A 19,708-nucleotide genomic window follows, 5' to 3' on the forward strand; every position below is an offset into this window, starting at 1 on the left:
GAGAAGAAGAGCCACAGAAATTATCAAAGACTCTCTGTGTATAAGAGCCTCCTGTTTATTCAACTACCTCATTCACAGGGAATCTATCAATCAACTGCATCGCACGATGGGCATTACGCTGGAAAGAGTCTGGTAAATGGGGAACGTGGGGTATCTGCGATAATAAATCCAACGTCCGGCGTAAAATTCTCACCACGTCGCCTTCATCCAAGGTGGTATTTTCGCAGAGTTCTGTCCATTCCATTCCCAGCGCCCATTGTTCCACGATCGCAATTAACTCAAATTCTAACCATATAGGTAACGCTACGTTATACCGTCGTTGTAGTTGGAACATTTGGCGGCGAATTCCCCGCAATTTTGCCAAGGCTTCTGCTACTTCATTACTGAGGTCAAAGTTAACCTTGCTATCTGGACGAGGCGTTTCCATCACCAAACCGGCGGCGGCGGCGGCTAAATGGTGCGGATCTAAGTTGTCCAATTCACCACTAGCGAATACTAAACCCAGCCACAATTCATTCTCGCCCCGAATGGCAGCAGCGATTCGCCCTAATACTGTGGGTACTAGGTTATCCAAACCGCCAAAGTGTTGTAGAATTGCAATTAAATTCAGAAACTCTTCCCAATGACGTTGTGAGTGTTGCTCTACTTGCCCTTGCAACTGTTCGAGTTCGGCTTCTAGTTCGACATAGCGGGCCCGGCGCTTGAAAAGCGTTGCAGCATTGCCTGATTGATGTAGGGGATGAGTTTCTAATTGCTCTTGGACGGCGGCTGTGCGACTGAGTTGTTCCGCTACTTCTGGGGCCAGATGCAAAGATTCTATGGGATCGGGAATACGCACTGCGATCGCAAAGCTTTCTTCGTTACCACGGCGCGACTGTCCTGGTTTCAAGGGCATCTCTGGCGGTGGTAGTACATCAGGTGGCACCTCAATTCGCGGCAGTTCGGCATACAAATCGACTACATCCCCTGTGGTTGCCACATACCAACGGTTATCATGCCCCAAGCATACCAAGTAAGGAGCTTGACCAGAACCAGACGATTTTCCGACTAACACTGCGGTTATGGGTGAAGACACTGTGATATTTTTGCCCTTGAGACTTAACAGAGTTCCTGACACTGCAAAGTCCAACATCATCCCCAATTCTTCTTGTCTATCTTCTTGGGCTTGCTCTTGCAGGGTTTTCAATATCTGGCGTTCCACTTTTAAACGTTGCCGCAATTTCTCATAAAGAGCCAGTTCATTTTCATCAACTGCGGCGATTTGCTCATGAAGTTGAGCTAATTGTCTTTCTAGTTCGGCAATCTCATCATATTCTGGTCTTAAATGTAAGGTAGCCATGTACTGCCCAAAACTGCGCTCTATCAGTTCCCTGGTTTGATCTAGGGTGTGGGTTTGCAGCAAGTTGAGTACCATGCCATAACTGGGCGTAAACTGGCTAACAAGGGGGTCTGGCTTGGATGTTCCCAAATAGGCGGCTTCTTTGGCTCCTTCAAAGGGAGTTTGGACTGTCACCACATGACCTTGTTTATCCATCCCCCGACGGCCTGCTCGTCCTGCCATTTGGAGGAATTCGGAAGCATTCAATAGGCGGTGTCCGGTGTCAGTCCGCTTGGAAAGGGTAGAAATTACCGTTGTCCGGGCGGGCATATTAATTCCGGCTGCTAGGGTCTCAGTGGCGAATACTACTTTAATCAGCCCTTGCTGAAATAGTTCTTCTACCAGTGCTTTCCAGGCGGGTAAAATTCCCGCGTGGTGGGCAGCAATTCCCCGATATAGAGGTGCAATTTGTCCAGAACGCCCTGCATCGGGATTGCGGGCTAAAAAGTCATCAATCTGTTCCCGCAAAATTTGGGACTCTTCACTATTTACCAGCCATAAATCACCGACTTCTGCCACCGCTTTATCACATCCCCTGCGGCTGAAGATAAAGTAAATCGCCGGTAACATATCCCGTTGCTCTAACTGGCTGAGGAGAAAAATTATGCCAGGAGCCTCCGGTCTACCACTTCTCCCCCTATCCCTTTCTCCCCCTTTCCCCTTCTTCTTCTGAAGGCGGGGGTTGATTTTGGTTTTGCTATCATTCAGTAGGGGAAATAACCCTTTAGGATTACAAAAGTGAAATTCTAAGGGGACTGGGCGAAAATCGGAGTAAATGAGGTCTGTTGGTCCGTGGACGCGATTTAGCCAGTCAGTGAGTTGATCGCTATTGGCAACCGTTGCTGAGAGGGCTGCCAGTTGCACTTCGCGGGGACAATAGATGATTGATTCTTCCCAAACTGTACCGCGCTGGCGATCGTTCATGTAGTGGCACTCATCAAGGATCACCGCTTCCACGTCTACTAATGAGATGCCGACTTGCCCAATGGGTGTACCATAGAGCATATTTCGGAAAATTTCTGTGGTCATCACCAAAATCGGTGCATCCCTGTGAATGGAGGCATCTCCAGTTAACAGTCCGACTTGATCAAACCCGAATTTTTCTCGAAAGTCACGTAATTTTTGATTCGACAGCGCTTTTAGAGGAGTTGTGTAAAATACACGTTTTCCTCGTGCGAGGGCGCGATAAATGGCGTATTCCCCGACTAATGTTTTGCCCGAACCTGTGGGCGCACATACGACTACGGAGCGTCCGGCGTTTAGGGACGCGATCGCTTCTTTTTGAAACTGATCCAGATCAAAGGGAAATATAGACCCTAAGTCAAGTTCTGGAGACGGTGCAGGATAATTCACTCAATCACATTTGCAACCAGATTGTTTACTATACTAACGAGTCTTTTGTCAACTTCGTTAATAGTCATTGTTCATTTGTCATTTGTCATTAGTTTTTCACAAATGACCAATGACTAATGACTAATGACTCTTTATTATTTTCCCAGCTCTTGCGATCGCTCGGTGGCAGCTTTGACTGCTTCAATTAAAGCTGAACGAAATCCTGCCTGTTCTAGTTTGGCAATCCCCGCAATGGTTGTACCACCGGGACTGGTAACACGATCTTTGAGTTCGGCTGGGTGCATTTTGGTTTCCTGCAATAGTTTCGCTGTTCCCAGTACGGTTTGCAAGGCTAGTTGATTGGCAATTGCTCTAGGTAAACCTGCGGCTACTCCGCCATCAGCAAGTGCTTCTACTAAGAGCGCCACGTAAGCCGGTCCGCTACCAGATAGCCCTGTGACTGCATCCATCAGCGCTTCTGGCACTTCCACCACTTCGCCCACAGCCGAAAAAACTTGCTGTGCTATTTGGTGGTGCTTGGGGCTGGTATATGCACCTGCACAAATGGCGGTAACTCCCGCTCCCACCGTTGCTGGGGTGTTGGGCATTGCTCTAATCACTGGCACTTGCACAAATGCAGCTTCTAGCTGACTTAAAGGCACACCCGCCAAGATGGAAATGATCAGGGGTGAATGTTCTCTATTAAGAATATCAATATCTGCTAATTCTTGAGCGATCGCGCTAAATACCTGCGGCTTCACTGCCAAAAAGACAACTTCTTTTGCTTCGGTGAAAACCTGCCTGTTATCTGTGGTCACAGCAACATCATATTGCTGTTTTAAAAAATCTAGGCGTGAAGATAGCGGTTCGCTAACTATGACTTCTGATGATTGATAAATTCCCAATGCAATAAGGCGGGATAAGAGCGCTTCTCCCATTACCCCACCACCAATTAAGCCAAATTTTATAGTCATTAGTCATTAGTCATTGGTCATTAGTCATTAGTCATTAGTCATTAGTCATTAGTCATTGAACCAACAAAGGACAAATGACAACGGACAAAGGACTAACAACTAATTTAGCTTTATTGTTGTGCCATCCGGTTAGTTTCGTTGCCCCAGGTTTGATTTGAAGAACCTGTAGGACGAGATGGGCGGGCTGGGGGTTGTGGTACTTCATGAAGAACGCCACCTTGGGTGCTAACTTGGACACAGCTTGGCGTAAACAAAAAGATGCTCTCACCGATGCGCTCTTGATGTCCATCTAGGGCGTAAGTACCACCTGCAACAAAATCTACTGCTCGTTGAGCTTGATCTGGGTCCATGATTGTCAGATTTAATACCACTGACTTGCGTTCTCGCAACGCTTGAATTGCCTGGGGCATTTCTTCAAAGGTGCGTGGTTCGAGGACTAAAACTTCTGAAATTCCGTTAATGGCTCCTGGCATACCAATCACATTCCCCATTGGCTTTTGACCTGCTGTTATCTCATCTCCCATTGTAGGCACTGGTTCCCGCCAACGTCGATTTTGAGCTGCTACGCTCTCTTGTGGTGCCGGTTGGGGATTTTCTTGCTGATACAGATTTTGGTAATTTTTATCTGTTTCTGGTTCTTCTTCGTAATATTCGTATTCCACTTGCTCATTTAGACCCACAAAGTCTCTGAGCTTGGAAAATATGTTGTTCATGGTGTGTGTACTCTCCTGGTGCGAATAGCCTGTATTGACTTGACTTAGGATTGATTGAGCTAGGAGCAATCGCTACATTGGTCGATACTTCAGCAAGTGTATTGCTATTTGTAGCCCATACTACGAGTTTTGGCGATGAACTGACACTTATTGGAAAGGTCTGTGCATCGCCTAAACATAATAAGGAGTTAAGATTATATCCTAAGGTTTATCCGAAGGAAACTTCTTTATACCCCATTTTCCCTTGACGATTACTCTTGTCAATACTATATCCTTTGTTTCGGATTGCACCAGTCTCTGACAAAATTCTTGTCAACAAATCCTGAGCTTCTATTAATACCGAAGAGTAAGGTTGATGATTAATCGGCTAAGAGCGATCGCCAAACAATATTGTTCCTAATCGTACCATCGTCGCCCCTGCTTGCACTGCCAGTTCGTAGTCGCCTGACATACCCATAGATAAGTGCTGCATTTTAATCTGCGACCAGTTTTGCTCCTGGATTTCTTTTGCTAGCTCCCGATTGAGATTAAACACACTTAGAATTTCGGAATCGTTTAATCCTGAAGGTGGAATTGTCATCAAACCTTGAATTTGTAAACTTTTGTATTGGTTGAGTGTGGGTAAATCAGCCAAAAGTTCTGACACACTCCAACCAGACTTGTTAGGATCGGGGAGAATTTTCACTTGCAGGCAAACCTGAGGACTCACTCCTAGCTGTTGCGCCAATTGGTCTAAGCGCTGTGCCAGCTTCAAATTATCGACAGAGTGAATCCAGTGGAATTGCTCGATAGCTTTTTTGGCTTTATTGCCTTGCAAATGTCCAATAAAGTGCCAGGTAATATCCGGTAAGTCTTGCAACTCGGCTTGTTTGCTGGCAGTTTCTTGGATACGACTCTCCCCAAAATCACGAATTCCGGCGTTGTATGCAGACCGAATGGCCTGGGCAGAAACTTGCTTACTAACAGCAATCAATCGAACTGAAGTTGGCAGTGAGGAGCGAATGGAAACAATACGTTCGGAAATCGAACTGTTCATTGGAAGGTGCGTTGGAAAACACTCTGAAGCTGATCGTACTCCTGAGATTGTCCACTGCGCCGCAGGGTACGTAAGCGATTTTCCAGCATCATTCTCGCCTCAGTACGTCCTAGAGACTGGAATTTAACACCTTTAACGTCATTTGCCACCAAAAAAAATAAGCGTTGGGCATAAAGTGTGGTGAACAAATCCTGGTTATCATCAACCATACAGATTTTGTAGAGTAAACCCCAAGTTGGATGGTTTATGTAAGTTTCTGCGTTTTCTGAATTCATTTAAAAGTCAAGGTGTAGTCAAGGTGGAAGTATATATATCTTTTCGCAGTGAATTCCAAACATTCAGACGATAATACCAACATTCGCCATGAATATTTGGTTAAAATGCGAAACTGCGGTTACGAAGACCTTGATCTAGTTCCTAATGGGCAGATGAAGCTAGTGGTAGTGAAGCGCAATGGTACAACAGAAGCCGCGAAGCGTAGATTTCAGAGAGTAGAGGCTGGACAAATATCACCATCTGCTTTGGTGACTTCAATTTACGAATCTGTGGGGATAAGGCACAAAATAATCCCGATCCTGTTGTTGAAAATTCGACGTGGCAAGGAAACACACCCTTTGAAGTTTCCAACGGCAACAGCGAATTTTTCAACTTCTTTCCATACTGCCACAAATGTCGCCCAATGGCACAAAATTCTAAGTGGGGAGTGGGGGACACTTTAAAACCTCATTTCCAGCCTCTGGCTGGAAATGCACCTCATTGCGGCTCTGCCGCTAGTCTTGAGGCGGAGCCTCTCATCATGCATTCCCAGTCTCTGACTGGGAACGAGAGAAAAATATCCCAAAACTGACGCAAAAATCCTCTCTATTTCTCTGCGTCTCTGTGTTCTCTGCGTCTGGAGTGGTAGCCGGCGGCAAGCCGCTATCGCGTCTACGTTTCTTTGGATAATTTATTTCTTGGAAATGCCTAAACCTGAGTTCCGATAGCTAGTCGTATTCCCCAGAATAAGATTAAAGTTGCAATAGCAAGCCAGTCATGCCCTTTTAATCGTAAGTCGTGCCACTGGACTCGATGTTCGTTGGGACTGGTAAAACCTCGCACCATCATTGCATTTGCCATTTGATCGGCTCGTAAGAGGAGATTTTCCAAAAGTCTCTCTGCGACTGTCATCCAAAGCTTGAATGCTCCTTTTAATCCCAGCTTTTTCCAATTAATTGCCCTTGTCATCACGGAGCGAAATAAGTTTTGGACTTCTTCTAAAACCAGGGGAATAAAGCGTAAGGACAAAGTTAAAGTTAAAGTAATTTCTGTGACAGGCAATTTGAAGCGTCGGAAGGGTTGCATTAAACTTTCTATACCAGATGTGATTTCTTCTGGTGCGGTTGTCAATAGATATAGGTTGGTGCTATAAATCACGGTGAATATCAGTGTACTCAGGCGTACTGCCAAACTCAAGGAGTAGCGAGTCACTTTGACTGGGCCTTCGTGAAATAGCACGTAGCTGTATTCTTTTTTCTCAACTGCTGGTTTGGGAACAGGATTTTTGGAGAATGCTTGCTGAGTTAATATTTGTTCGTTTGCTGGCAGTCGTGGCTGATTATCTATACCTAGTCCATCAGGACTGATGGCTGCGATCGCTAAGACAAAAAACGCTAGCATTAATAGCCAACCCATTTGCTGCTGCCATACTCGTCGCGGTATTCTAGCAATTAAGGTGGCAATAATTAATGCTACTACCAGTAATATACGCCAAAGGTTGTTCGCCAAAACATAGCTTGTTAAAAAGCTCATTAACCAGGCGAACTTGACTCGCGGATCGATTTTATGTAGCCAAGTTTGGGGTTCTTCTAAATAAAGTCCAAGTGGTAGCGATCGCAATAAATCCATTTTAGAGTTAGGAGTGAGGAATGAGGAGTTAGGAGTTTTGACTTTAACTCATAACTTTTACCTTGTACCCCCATCAAACTTAAGTCGATAGGGTTCTTTCAATTAGCAATTTTGGCTTTAACTCATAACTCCTGTACAGACGCGATTAATCGCGTCTCTCTTAACTGATTTTGACGCGAGTTGCTCTATTCACATTACCACTTTCGGCATCACGGACTTTTTTGCTCCGCCACAGCAAAATAATTGGCGTGCCTTTAAATCCTAGCTGTTGCCGGAATTGCCGTTCAATGTAGCGGCGGTAGTTGTCGTTGAAGCGTTTGGAATCATTGACAAATAGGGCGATCGTTGGCGGTTGGCTACTTACTTGTGTACCATAATAAATCTTGCCCTGACGCCCACCACGAGATGCTGGCGGTGAATGCCAACTAACGGCATCTGTTAAGACTTCGTTAATTACTGATGTGCTGACACGGCGTTTGTGTGATTCCGCCGCCGTTTTCACCAATTCGAGAATCTTTTCTACCCGTTGCCCTGACAAGGCACTCACAAAGATTGTTTCTGCCCATTCGGTAAAATGTAACCGTGATTGCAGAGTTTTTTCGTAGTCGTAGATTGTATAGGAGTCTTTTTCGACGGCATCCCACTTATTAACGACGATGATACAAGCTCTGCCTTCCTCAATAATTCGCCCCGCTAATTTTTGATCTTGCTCGGTGACTCCATCTACGGCATCGATTACTAATAAAACCACGTCAGCGCGGCGAATCGCTTTAAAAGCACGGTTAATACTAAAGAATTCTGTGCCGTATTCGATGTGTTTCTTTTTGCGAATGCCGGCGGTGTCAATCAAGCGATAGGTTTGTCCTTGGCGTTCAATGACGGTATCAATAGCATCGCGGGTAGTGCCGGAAATGGGGCTGACAATTGCCCTCTCTTCCCCGACAAAAGAATTGAGTAGGCTCGATTTGCCCACATTCGGACGGCCCACAATTGCTACTTTGATTTCATTCGTGTCTGGGATGTCTTCAACAGCAGGGATGTGATTCATCAAGTCGTCGAGCAACTCGCCTGTGCCACTGCCATGAATGGCGGAAATGGGGTAAGGTTCGCCCAATCCCAATTCCCAAAATTCGGCAGCTTGCATTAAGCCTTGTTCTGGGGATTCACATTTATTTACAGCTAGTAGCACAGGTACGCGTTGTTGGCGCATCCATTCGGCGATTTCTAAATCTGCCGATGTGGGACCTGTTTGACCATCGACAACAAAAATAGCACCACAGGCTTCTGCAAGGGCTGTCATTGCCTGTTGGCGAATCAGTGGTAAAAATTCGGTATCATCATTAAAAACTAACCCACCAGTGTCTACCACTAAAAATTCGCGCCCATTCCAAAAAGCTGGTAGATAAGTGCGATCGCGTGTCACTCCCGGTTCATCATGGACAATCGCCGTTTGCTCCCCGGCGAGTCGATTAACCAGGGTGGATTTGCCCACATTTGGGCGTCCGATAATTGCAACAATTGGCAGTGCCATAAAACCAGGGTAAGTGAGAGGTGTAGTATATCACGTCCTTACATTTTACTCACTTTAAACTGGAAGTTTTAATTTAATTTTTGGGGATTGGGGACTGGGGACTGGGAAATAAAAAATGAGCAACATTTGGTTGGGTTCCAATGCCCAATGCCCACCTATTCAGTGATGCCATACCTTTAAAAATAAAAAAGGTAGGAAGTCCTACCTTTTACCCAAAAAAAGCATTTTGTAACCAAATACCAAATTAAATATCGCACAGGCTTTTGACGTATCTATTGCAAAACTATGACGAGGGTGTGACGTTTAATTTGTAATTGATTTTGCGATTACTCCCAGTTGTAACCCAGGTGGATAGCTACCTTCTTCCTTGATGCGCTTAATTTCAGCATCCGTGATCTGCAAATTTAACTTTTGTGCTAGCGATCGCACAATATCTCCCCGATCAATTACCCCAGCGACAGCGCCCGCCGGAGAAAGTACGGTAATTCGAGGTAACTGCTCATTTTCTAGCTTGTTAATTACCTCAGCTATGGATGTTGATTCGGTAACGGTAGGTATTTCTGTCAACGGATGCACAATGCTATGTAAGGTTTGGGTTTCCCATTCACCTCTTTGGGTTAAACGGAAATCGTCAATGGAAACTAAACCCCGGTAACGTCCATCAGAAGCGGCAAAATAAACCTGTGAGGTAGAGGTTTCCAAGAGGTATAAATCGGCAAAGGAACGCAATGTCTGATCGGCATCAATGACGCGAAAATCACGAGTCATGGCATCGCCTGCTGTCACCTTGAGTAAGCTTTCTTGCAATGTAGTGATATTGTCATAGTTACTGGCGTTGCGGACAGCAAACCAACCTAAGAGCGCAATCCACAAACCAGTTACTAACTCCCTTGTCAAGAAATCTACAACAAATCCGAAAGCGATCGCCCCATAACCCAATATTTGCCCAGCCTTTGCAGCCCAGTGTACGGCTTGAAAACGATTACCTGTGATTTGCCACAGTGCTGCTTTTAACACTTGCCCTCCATCTAGAGGTAAGCCAGGAATCAGGTTAAATAGCGCCACCACCAGGTTAATTCTCGCTAAATCCCCAACCATCGCACTGAGTGGACTGGTGTCAGGTATGATAATAGTTGCCAGACTGAGCAAGAAAAATAGGATGATACTGACTAAAGGCCCAGCGATCGCTACTTGAAAGGCTTTGAAAGGAGTTTTAGATTCTTCTTCAATGGCAGCGACTCCGCCAAACATAAATAGGGTAATTGAATTAACTTTAATGCCTTGCGATCGGGCTACCAAGCTATGACCCAACTCATGCAACAACACCGAAGCAAATAGCAGCAGTGCCATAACTATTCCAGCACTCCAAGCTGTAACAGTCCCCCATTCCTGATAAGCTACCCCAAAATTGAGGGTTGCCAAGCCTAAAATCACAAACCATAACGGGTCTAAAAACAGGGGAATTCCAAATAATGACCCAATTCTCCAATTTGTTTGCATTACATTGTCCTAAAACTAGATATCGCCAGTAGTTTTTATACCGAGATACTACACATAGTCCTATACACATTTATATTGAGCATCAATTCGGTAGTGTCGAGTGACGAAATGCTCTGATCTCTACAATAGACAATTAATGCCTGTGAGCAAAACTCTGAAATTGGGAATTGGGCATGGGGCATAAGTTATTTCTTCCCTACTCCCCCTGCCCAAAATCGGTTTTAGGAATTTTGTATTGATAGCGGCGTTACCATTAACACCTCTGTGATCACAAAATTACAAACGACCGATATTAGTCAGTCCTAAAACGATGCCAATGCCAACAATATGACCAAAAGCCATCGCTGCAACGAATGTTGGAATACTAATGGGCAGAATGGGGAACTTGGGGCCAACTAGGGGTTTTTCGATTTTAGTACTTAGTAAAACCACTACTAAGCTGCTGATGCTGATGATGATCCCTACGGTGGGATTCCATACAGGGGTTGCAGGAACAGATGCAGCTGCTGCTAGTAAAATAGAGGAAATCAAGCTTTTGTCTCCTAAATGGAAAAGTTAATCTAGACCTACAAGATTATAAAATTACTAGGCCCAAAAGTTTTTTAGATAGTTTAGAGTTTTCTGATGATTATTTTAAATTTGTTAGATATTTATGCGCGTTAAGATTTGCGGCATTACCCAACCACAGCAGTCTATAGCGATCGCCTCTCTGGGCGCAACAGCACTAGGATTTATTTGTGTACCAAACTCAAATCGCTACGTTACCGCATTGCAAATTCGGGCTGCGGTAGCAGAACTCCCGGCAAATATTGACACAATTGGTGTTTTTGCCAACGCCAGCATCCCTGAAATCTGCCAAATAGTTGCTGATTCTGGCTTGACTGGTGTCCAGTTACACGGAGATGAATCACCAGATTTCTGCTACCAATTACGTCAAGCTTTACCCAATATCGAAATTATTAGAGCATTAAGAATTCGCAGTCTTGAGTATCTTGACACAGCAGATGATTACACAGAATACGTAGATACTTTACTACTTGACGCTTACCATCCCCAACAACTGGGTGGTACAGGCAAAACCTTAGATTGGACAATGCTAGAACAATTTAGCCCTAGTTGCCCTTGGTTTTTAGCTGGGGGATTAACACCAGACAATATTGTAGAAGCCCTGAATCAGGTTAATTCTAGCGGCATTGATTTATCTAGTGGCGTAGAACGCTCACCTGGAGATAAGGATTTAGATAAAGTAGCCAAGTTGTTTGAGAAATTAGGGAGTAGAGAGTGGGGCGAGATGAGGGAGCAGGGGAGGCAGGGGGAGCAGGGGGAGCAGGGGAGCAGGGGGAGCAGGGGAGCAGGGGGAGCAGGGGAGCAGGGGGAGCAGGGGGAGCAGGGGAGCAGGGGATGCAGGAGAAGAATAACAAACAATGCCCAATGTCCAATGCCCAATGCCCCATTCCTTAAAAGAACGCCCCTTGGTGGCGAATCAAGTTAAAAAATTCTTCGCGGGTTTTGTGGTCTTCTTGGAACACACCAACCATTGCGCTAGTGACAGTCCAAGAACCTGGTTTCTGAACGCCCCGCATCACCATACACATGTGGCTAGCTTCCATCACTACGGCAACGCCTTGAGGTTCTAGAATGGTCTGAATTGCTTCGGCAATTTGGCGGGTTAACCTCTCCTGTACTTGCAAACGACGGGAATACATCTCAACAATGCGGGCTAGCTTACTCAGTCCCACAACTTTTTGATTGGGGATATAAGCAACGTGTGCCCTACCCATAAATGGCAGTATATGGTGTTCGCACATACTAAAGAAATTAATGTCTCTAACTAGTACCATCTCGTTATGCCCTTCATCAAAGATGGCATCGTTAACGAGTTCTTCAAGGGATTGGTTGTAGCCACTGGTAAGAAACCGCATGGACTCGGCCACTCGCTTGGGTGTTTTGAGGAGTCCTTCGCGTTCGGGATCTTCACCAATGCCCAATATTAGTGTCCGTACTGCATTCTGCATTTCTTCCAGATGTTCCTCTGTTGGCGGTAACACATCCGCTTGTCGCCCGTTATGAGTATTGCGATCTGGTCTAGGAATTATGGCTTCTGCTAAGTCGGGAATCAGGGGCGATTGAGAGCTATTGGAACCGTTGGAACTAGCAATAGTCATGATTCAGTCTTGGTTATGGTTTTAATTTAGTTATGAGTTAGGAGTTATGAGTTAGGAGTTAAAAATTATAATTTCTAACTCCTAACTTCGCAATTAGAGTGCGCCAGCGCTGGGCATCAGGGTCAATTCATCAATAACTGCCTGTTGTGGTAACAGAACTGTGTAAAGAATTGACTGAGCCACAATTTCCGGGGTTAACATTTTGGAACGGTCTAATTTAATATGGACTGTTTCTGTATCCCAAAGTTCGGTATTGACTGCGCCGGGACAGATAGCTGTGACACGAATGCCGTGGGTGCGTTCTTCTTGTGCCAAGGTTTGAGAGAGGGCTATCAAAGCAGCTTTGCTGACACTGTATGCTCCCCAACCAGGAAAGGGTTGCTTGGCGGCAATTGAGGCGACGTTGATAATTGTGCCTGTGCCCCGATCGCGCATTGAAGGCAAAATCCCCACAATGCACTGAAACACGCTGGTAAGATTCAAATCAATTACCTGCTGCCAGTCTTCTAGGGGAGTTTCGCTCAAAGTGGCTGTATAGGCGATGCCAGCATTGTTTACCAGAATGTCTATGTCACCAAAGTCAAGAGCGATCGCTTGGATCTTTTCTTTTACTTCACACAGCCGCGCTAAATCTACAGCGTAAGCTTTTGCTTCCACCCCAGTATGCTGTAGAGCTTCTGCAACGGCCTCCAACTTATCCAAAGAACGGCTGACTAAGGCGACATCTATTCCCGCCTTTGCAAAAGCTAAAGCCGTTGCTTTTCCAATTCCACTACTTGCCCCAGTGATCAGGGCGCGTCGTTTTTGCTCAACACTCATGGTGTCTCCCAATTTTTTGGCAGTTCCCAAAGCCTATTAACATCCAATTATTCACACTTCTCGGTTTCGATATATTAAAGGAATCTAAAAATCTGATGATTTTCATTAAGCAAATGCTATAATCCAATGCAATAATAGGCATATTGTGGGTTTTGCCAGTGAAGACAACAAATCATCGCCTGGAAAACCACGCCTTACCTCAAGTTGGATTACTCGTAAATACAAAACCAACTCAATCAAATTGAGTAGATTTACCAAAAATGCAAATGCCTATGGCTAGATTGTTAAAAATCTTTAAGCACATAGGCAATTATAGCATTGCTAATCAATCATTATGAAGTGCTGTTAGTGGGCAACTTCTGTAAAAACACCAATTTTGCGGAATTTTTCATAGCGCAGTTGGCGGCGTTCTGGAGCGGTTAAACGATTGAGTTCGTCCAAATTTTCTAGCAGCACTTGCTTGAGAGTGGTAGCGGCTTTTAAAGGGTCGGAATGAGCGCCACCAGTGGGTTCAGGCAGTATTTGGTCGATAATTCCCAATTTTTTCAGGTCGTGGGAAATAATTTTGAGAGCAACGGCGGCTTGGGGAGCTTTCCCAGCATCTTTCCACAAAATGGCGGCACAGGCTTCGGGAGTGGCGACAGTGTAAACGGAGTGTTCAAACATGAGTAGGCGATCGCCTACGCCAATACCGAGTGCGCCACCAGAACCACCTTCACCGATGACTGTGCAGATAATTGGCACATCTAAGCAAAACATTTCCCGTAAGTTGTAAGCGATCGCTTCTCCTTGACCTTGGTGTTCTGCCTCTACCCCAGACCAAGCTCCTGGTGTGTCGATAAAAGTTAGTATCGGCATACTAAACTTGTTGGCGTGTTCCATCAACCGCATCGCTTTGCGGTAGCCACCAGGGTAAGGCATTCCAAAGTTACGGGCAATATTGTCTTTAGTATCGCGGCCTTTTTGATGACCCAACATCACCACAGGTTGCCCACTCAGACGACCAACACCACCAACTAAAGCTGGATCGTCTCCGCCACAGCGATCGCCATGCAATTCCATCCATTCATCACTAATAGCCTGAATATAATCGAGAGTACTGGGGCGACGTGGATGACGAGCCACTTGCAATCGCTGAGATGGGGATAGACTAGTGAAAATTTCCTCACGTAGTTGCATAGCGCGTGCTTCTAGTTGACGAATTTGACCAGAAACATCGACACCATTTTCTTCAGCAAGTTGCCGAATTTGATCAATTCGGGTTGCGAGTTCTGCTAGGGGTTTTTCAAAATCTAACAGTAGCGGTTTACGCTCGGTAGTTGCCATCGTAGGGGTTATAAGTTACGAGTTATAAGTTATCTATCCTTTGTCCTTTGTCCTTTGTCAGTTGTCCTTAGTGAGCTAGTGCGGTCTTCTCCCAAGGGGAGACGCTAAGAGCGATAGGGGTTCCCCCCATAAGCAACTAGCGAACCCGAAGGGTCATTTGCAAATAACAAATGACTAATGACTAATGACTAATGACTAAACCAGCAGTGGTCTAAATCCATGTTTTACTGATACTCGACCAATCTGCTCCATTTTGTCTACGGTAATCTGATTCCGTCCCCACGAAAAGTTCGTGTATAACTTCTCAAATTCCAGCAGCATTGATTCGGCAAAACAAGCAAACAACTGGCGGCCTGGTACGTCCATATTGACGATTTTCATAATTTTCCAGTCAATATCCAGGGAATGCTCTACAATCCCACCATTTAACACGTATACACCAGGATGCTGAACTTTTGTCGCTAAGTTTTTCGGATAGCCACCATCAATCAACAAACAGGGTTGTTTCAAAGTGGTAGGGTCAATTTCCACGCCTTTGGGCATACTGGCAACCCAAACTACAATATCAGCTTGGGGCAGTGCTTCTGTCAAACCCATGATTTTTCCCCGTCCTATTTCGTCTTGCAATTCTTTCAGACGTTCTTGATTACGGGCGATCAGCAGTAGTTCTTTGACATCTGTTTTCGCATCTAGCCAGCGTGTAACTGCACTACCAATATCTCCAGTTGCCCCACATATAGCAACAGTCGCCTTTGACATTTCAATTCCCAGTTGTTTTGATGCTTCTTCCACCTGCTTACAAATAATGTAGGCAGTATGTGTGTTTCCGGTGGTGAAGCGCTCAAACTCTAGTTTAATGTTGCGGACTTGGCTAAACTGCTCTAACTTAAAGTTTTCAAAAATAATTGAGGAAAATCCGCCTAAAGCTGTGATGTTAATGCCATGCTTTTGTGCATGGGCCATGGCGTTAAGGACTTTGCGCGTTGCGGCTTTGATGCGCCTACTAGCCAGCATCTCCGGCAAAAAGCAAGATTCTACATACCTCCCTTCAATTTTTTGTCCAGTTACACTGGTGACAATAATAGTATCAACAATTTGCGGCGGGGCGCTGCACCAAAAGTCTAGCCCTTGATCGGCATATTCTGGGTATCCCAATTCTTGAGCTACCGCTTGAGCGTGTTCTAAACTAGTCAGATGTCCAATTAGACCAAACATGTAGTGATTATTAGGCTTATGCTGTCTTGAGCGCGTGGAATTTTCGGAGAGTTGGGAGTTAGGAGTTAGGAGTTAAGAGTACGGCTCATAATTTCTCACTCCTAACTGTTTTAAGCGGCTATGAGTCCGTAGGCTGATAAGCGCATAATATCGCGAGTCGTAAAACCAATGTTACTCAATGCTTCACCGTACTGAATCATAAAGTCTTCTACCAAAGCATCTTTTTCCATTGCCATTGTGTGGGCATCACCCTCTACTTTGTTGAGCATTTTCCAGACTATGGGTAGGTTCTGGCGATTTGCAAGTTCAAGTTCAGCTTTGGATTCTGTAAAGTGTTCTTTCAACCACACTTCTCCAAAGTTGAGGTGACTATATTCTTCTTTTACTACTCCTTCCGTAATTTTGCGGGCGAAATCGTCGGCGACGGGGATGTAAATGTTATATGCTGCGATCGCAAAACATTCAATAATCAAAGACTGAATCAACAGACAAGTAACTACCTTGCCTTCTGCTGCGGCTGTTTGGAAATTTTGGTGTAGTCCAGAGAAAAACTCTTTGGCAAATTCCAAATCTGGGGTGACTTTCAAATTGCGCCCACAAGCTTCAAATCCTTTCTTGTGGCGGCTTTCCATTTTGGAGAGGCGAATTAATTCATCATGAGATTCTGGCAGCAGTTGGCCTAGTGTGATGTAATTCTCATAGGCTTCTTGTTCCCCTTCAATCACGATGGCATTAATCCGGCTGTAAGCATCTTTGTACGTTTCGCTCTGGAAATCTAATTCTTTAACTTCGTCTGTAAGCTGCGGCATGGTATGTTTACTCCTGTAAAGGAAGAATTATTTGACACTAGGATTCAATTTACCCTATGAACTGAGGGTAACAATCACTGTGGTTTAATTGAACTTAACAAGTAATTATATTTATAGATTAACTGTTGGTGGGGGCGATGCTCTAGTACTAGCGAAACAAATGCTTTGCAGCTTAAGTTATGTCTAAACCAAACCCGAATCTGAAATTTGGCGATTTTTTGAGCCTAGTAGTCTTACTGCTAGGGGCATTTATCGTTCTACTACCCTTGTTTGTGGTGTTTCTTACCTCCTTTGCACCAACCGCCGCCAGCCCAGAAAGTTTGTTCAAAAATAACTGGTCTTTAGCTAATTACCGCGTTGCATGGCAACAGGGAAAGTTTTTGCTGGCGTTTGCTAATTCTACCTTGGTAGCGATCGCGGTGACGGCGTTTCAGATTGTCACTTCGGCTTTGGCGGGTTACGCCCTAGCACGGCTGAAGTTTCGCGGACGCCAAGCACTGCTATTAGTCGTTTTAGCAACCTTAGTGATTCCCTTTCAGTTATTGGTGATTCCCGTCTTTTTGGTTTTGAAGTGGGGACACCTGATAAATACATACTGGGCGCTCATTTTACCCACTGCGGTTAACGGATTTGGGATTTTCTTGTTACGTCAGTATTTCCAGACAATTCCCGTAGAGTTAGAGGAAGCCGCAGCTATAGATGGGGCGAACCGACTGCAAATTTTGTGGCGGGTGATGTTACCTTTAGCGCGTCCAGCCTTAGTGACGCTGTTTTTATTTACCTTCATCGGCGAGTGGAATGATTTGTTTAAGCCTTTGGTGTTTACCACCCGACCGGAATTAAGGACAGTACAACTGGCGTTGGCTGAGTTTCAAGAACAATTTACGAATAATTGGCCTTTGATGATGGCGGCGGTGACTATAACAACAGTTCCAGTGATGGTATTATTTCTCATCGGTCAGCGTCAGTTTATTCAGGGTATTGCGGCGACGGGAATTAAGAATTAGTATCGCTGATTTGCTATGAACTTCAAACAAACTCTTACATAAATCAAAAATAAAGAACCCCACCCCGCATTTGAGTAAAGCAAACGCTCCCCTCCCCGCAAGCTCTTAGGGGTTGGGGGTGGGGTGTTAAGGACTTTTGCAAGAGGTCTATACAAGCGATCGCTCCTTGTAATCTAAGCCTTGTCCGTTTTGAAACCTGGAGTAGTGCGGGCATCTTGCCCGCTACTACCAGTAGGTAGCAAGATGCTCCCAGTACTTTTAAAAACTATGGTTCTCAAAATAGATGTGGTTTATAAGGAAATCCAGCATAAATATATGAAGTTTTGTTACACAATGCGTAATTATAACTAGCCAAGCTGAAGTGATAATTATGGGAGTTCGCAAGAGCTTTAGAAACCTAATGCTGTCGTGCCACCCTCAATTCTATATCCTTGATTCCTTAGTTACCAAACTGTACTAATGGAAGTTAGCTGAAATTAGTACATCACCGAACAAGGCAAAAGTAAAAAGTAAAAAGGCAAAAGAAAGAAAAAGAAAAATGGTTGTGAGCCGCCTAAATTTATTTATGGAATGAAATAAAAACATTTATTTCTCGCGCAGCGCGTTCGCCTTTGGCGTCTCGGAGAGAGAAATAAGGTGTCATTATTAAATCACCTCAATTTATTTATGGGGATTATCTTTTTACTTTCTACTTGTTACTTTTTACTTCTTAAAAGATAAGTTCACACATTTACCAGTCTCCAAGGAGAGCAAAATTCATGGAATCTCAAACAGTACAGCCAACAGTTATAGATGCTCAAACATTACAACAGTTAGAAGACGAGATTAAGAACGAATTGACTAACATCCTCAATAACTCTAATTTCGGCGAACTACTCAAAAAACACGGGATATCAGGACAAAATATTTTAAAAGTTCAGTGCTTACTCGATTTAACTCAAATCGAAGTTAGTGATGCTGATGATAATCAGCAAGCCAAGAATTTTTTGCAACCAATTCAAGAAGAAAAAACAACGTTTATAACACTTTCAGCAAGTGTTTTTTGTAACCCTTGCCCAGTACCTGGTTATCCTGGTGGCTGCTGGGTAAATTAGATATAACTAACTCCCATCTAGGGATGCTGGTGAGGGTAAGCAAGGCAAAGAATTTTCTTGAAGAAGGCAGAAGGCAGAGGGCAGAGGGCAGAAGGTTCAATTTAGAAGGGGATTCAAACCCCTCCTAAATTGAGGCCACCAAATTGAAAATTTGGTGGGGGTCTTAAACCCTTGTTCCCAACTCTTGGAGACGCTGCGCGAACGGTCACGAGCTTCTTGACACGAGTCAGAATTCCCTTCTGCCTCCTGCCCTCTGCCTTTCCCGATAAACAATTTTCCAACATTAAATAATGCTAGTGAAATTGTGACAGTGAAGCCCTTGCCTGCTACCTCACTATCTTCAATACTTATATCACTCATCCTCCTAGCAAAGCTTCTCTAAGTAAGTCGGTGAGAATAAATCAACTAAATTAAGTAATGTAAAAAAAATCTTGAGATTAGTTCGTAGTGTTCGCGTAGCGTCTCGTAGAGACGCTACGCGAACACTACAAACCTTGAATTATTTACGCCGCTCTACTTAGTGAGTATGAAAATGCTAATTATTCACTTATTAGCTAGGCTATAGAGTTCACGTTGCCCGATCATTGGTTTTAATAATTTAGATTTACGCACTGTACAAATTAATGATGATTTGCTTTGATCAAAGTAGATCGTTTCCGGCTTTGATTCATCATTACTTTGATAGTAAATATATCCGCGTTGTAGGGGTTTAGCATTGCTAAACCCCTACAACGCAGATAGGGTCTTTTACATCCCACATATTTAATATTTTCTGTCAATGCCTAAGTCTTATAATTAATCAACAGTATTTTACTACTAAACCATTCTTTCTAATACCAATTTAATATGAAGCTGCATATAAAAGGGCTTCTAGGATAAAGTTATAAGAAGAGACAGACATCACTTGTTCAAGCGTGAGTTGGTC

At 44.4% G+C, this 19,708-nt stretch carries 17 protein-coding genes and 1 pseudogene; 4 read left to right on the forward strand and 14 right to left on the reverse strand.

Annotation, left to right across the window (positions count from 1 at the left end; translation table 11 throughout):
* Nucleotides 1-55: 55 nt before the first annotated feature.
* From V7K97_RS24300 to pipX, 5 genes are all read right to left on the reverse strand, one after another.
* Complete coding sequence (locus tag V7K97_RS24300) at nucleotides 56-2,731, reverse strand: DEAD/DEAH box helicase (RefSeq protein ID WP_334803550.1); 2,676 nt, start codon at nucleotides 2,729-2,731, stop codon at nucleotides 56-58.
* Nucleotides 2,732-2,865: 134 nt separating this feature from the next.
* On the reverse strand, nucleotides 2,866-3,684 hold the full coding sequence (proC, locus tag V7K97_RS24305; protein WP_334803551.1) for a pyrroline-5-carboxylate reductase: 819 nt from the start codon (nucleotides 3,682-3,684) through the stop codon (nucleotides 2,866-2,868).
* Nucleotides 3,685-3,794: 110 nt separating this feature from the next.
* Nucleotides 3,795-4,397, reverse strand: a complete 603-nt coding sequence (locus V7K97_RS24310) for a cell division protein SepF (protein WP_334803552.1) — start codon at nucleotides 4,395-4,397, stop codon at nucleotides 3,795-3,797.
* Between the two features lie 367 nt (nucleotides 4,398-4,764).
* Complete coding sequence (locus tag V7K97_RS24315) at nucleotides 4,765-5,433, reverse strand: YggS family pyridoxal phosphate-dependent enzyme (RefSeq protein WP_334803554.1); 669 nt, start codon at nucleotides 5,431-5,433, stop codon at nucleotides 4,765-4,767.
* The gene (gene pipX, locus V7K97_RS24320; RefSeq protein ID WP_334803556.1) at nucleotides 5,430-5,708 is read right to left on the reverse strand and encodes a transcriptional coactivator PipX; all 279 of its coding nucleotides are present in this window, start codon (nucleotides 5,706-5,708) and stop codon (nucleotides 5,430-5,432) included. The genes V7K97_RS24315 and pipX overlap by 4 nt, the downstream gene beginning before the upstream one ends.
* Before the next feature lie 48 nt (nucleotides 5,709-5,756).
* On the opposite strand from pipX, the gene V7K97_RS24325 reads away from it, so the two are divergent.
* Nucleotides 5,757-6,152, forward strand: a complete 396-nt coding sequence (locus V7K97_RS24325) for a hypothetical protein (protein ID WP_334803557.1) — start codon at nucleotides 5,757-5,759, stop codon at nucleotides 6,150-6,152.
* A 244-nt stretch (nucleotides 6,153-6,396) separates the two neighbouring features.
* Here V7K97_RS24325 and V7K97_RS24330 read toward each other — a convergent pair whose 3' ends face one another.
* The 4 genes from V7K97_RS24330 to psaK form a co-directional block, all read right to left on the reverse strand.
* Nucleotides 6,397-7,317 (reverse strand): energy-coupling factor transporter transmembrane component T family protein, encoded by a 921-nt coding sequence (locus V7K97_RS24330; RefSeq protein ID WP_334803558.1) that lies wholly within the window; start codon nucleotides 7,315-7,317, stop codon nucleotides 6,397-6,399.
* A gap of 160 nt (nucleotides 7,318-7,477) precedes the next feature.
* Nucleotides 7,478-8,848, reverse strand: coding sequence for a ribosome biogenesis GTPase Der (gene der, locus V7K97_RS24335; RefSeq protein ID WP_334803559.1), 1,371 nt, complete (start codon nucleotides 8,846-8,848; stop codon nucleotides 7,478-7,480).
* 303 nt (nucleotides 8,849-9,151) lie between these two features.
* A complete protein-coding gene (locus V7K97_RS24340) occupies nucleotides 9,152-10,348 on the reverse strand; it encodes a site-2 protease family protein (protein ID WP_334803560.1) in 1,197 nt (398 codons plus the stop codon).
* A gap of 276 nt (nucleotides 10,349-10,624) precedes the next feature.
* Nucleotides 10,625-10,879 (reverse strand): photosystem I reaction center subunit PsaK, encoded by a 255-nt coding sequence (gene psaK / locus V7K97_RS24345; RefSeq protein WP_334803561.1) that lies wholly within the window; start codon nucleotides 10,877-10,879, stop codon nucleotides 10,625-10,627.
* Between the two features lie 121 nt (nucleotides 10,880-11,000).
* On the opposite strand from psaK, the pseudogene V7K97_RS24350 reads away from it, so the two are divergent.
* Nucleotides 11,001-11,627, forward strand: a pseudogene (locus tag V7K97_RS24350) (phosphoribosylanthranilate isomerase); the annotation flags it as partial.
* Nucleotides 11,628-11,805: 178 nt separating this feature from the next.
* Here V7K97_RS24350 and folE read toward each other — a convergent pair.
* The 5 genes from folE to V7K97_RS24375 form a co-directional block, all read right to left on the reverse strand.
* Complete coding sequence (gene folE / locus V7K97_RS24355) at nucleotides 11,806-12,513, reverse strand: GTP cyclohydrolase I FolE (RefSeq protein WP_334803562.1); 708 nt, start codon at nucleotides 12,511-12,513, stop codon at nucleotides 11,806-11,808.
* A 93-nt stretch (nucleotides 12,514-12,606) separates the two neighbouring features.
* On the reverse strand, nucleotides 12,607-13,332 hold the full coding sequence (locus V7K97_RS24360) for an SDR family oxidoreductase (protein ID WP_334803568.1): 726 nt from the start codon (nucleotides 13,330-13,332) through the stop codon (nucleotides 12,607-12,609).
* A 345-nt stretch (nucleotides 13,333-13,677) separates the two neighbouring features.
* Nucleotides 13,678-14,658: an acetyl-CoA carboxylase carboxyltransferase subunit alpha gene (locus V7K97_RS24365; RefSeq protein WP_185586002.1), complete on the reverse strand. Its 981-nt coding sequence runs from the start codon at nucleotides 14,656-14,658 to the stop codon at nucleotides 13,678-13,680.
* Nucleotides 14,659-14,853: 195 nt separating this feature from the next.
* Nucleotides 14,854-15,873 (reverse strand): long-chain acyl-[acyl-carrier-protein] reductase, encoded by a 1,020-nt coding sequence (locus V7K97_RS24370; protein WP_334803563.1) that lies wholly within the window; start codon nucleotides 15,871-15,873, stop codon nucleotides 14,854-14,856.
* A 110-nt stretch (nucleotides 15,874-15,983) separates the two neighbouring features.
* Nucleotides 15,984-16,682: an aldehyde oxygenase (deformylating) gene (locus tag V7K97_RS24375; protein ID WP_334803565.1), complete on the reverse strand. Its 699-nt coding sequence runs from the start codon at nucleotides 16,680-16,682 to the stop codon at nucleotides 15,984-15,986.
* A gap of 179 nt (nucleotides 16,683-16,861) precedes the next feature.
* On the opposite strand from V7K97_RS24375, the gene V7K97_RS24380 reads away from it, so the two are divergent.
* Nucleotides 16,862-17,689 (forward strand): carbohydrate ABC transporter permease, encoded by an 828-nt coding sequence (locus V7K97_RS24380; protein ID WP_334803566.1) that lies wholly within the window; start codon nucleotides 16,862-16,864, stop codon nucleotides 17,687-17,689.
* Between the two features lie 758 nt (nucleotides 17,690-18,447).
* On the forward strand, nucleotides 18,448-18,783 hold the full coding sequence (locus V7K97_RS24385; protein WP_334803567.1) for a hypothetical protein: 336 nt from the start codon (nucleotides 18,448-18,450) through the stop codon (nucleotides 18,781-18,783).
* Nucleotides 18,784-19,708 lie beyond the last annotated feature (925 nt).

Origin of the sequence: Nostoc sp. (assembly GCF_036917815.1) — a bacterium.
In the GTDB taxonomy this organism is placed as follows: Bacteria; Cyanobacteriota; Cyanobacteriia; order Cyanobacteriales; family Nostocaceae; genus Nostoc.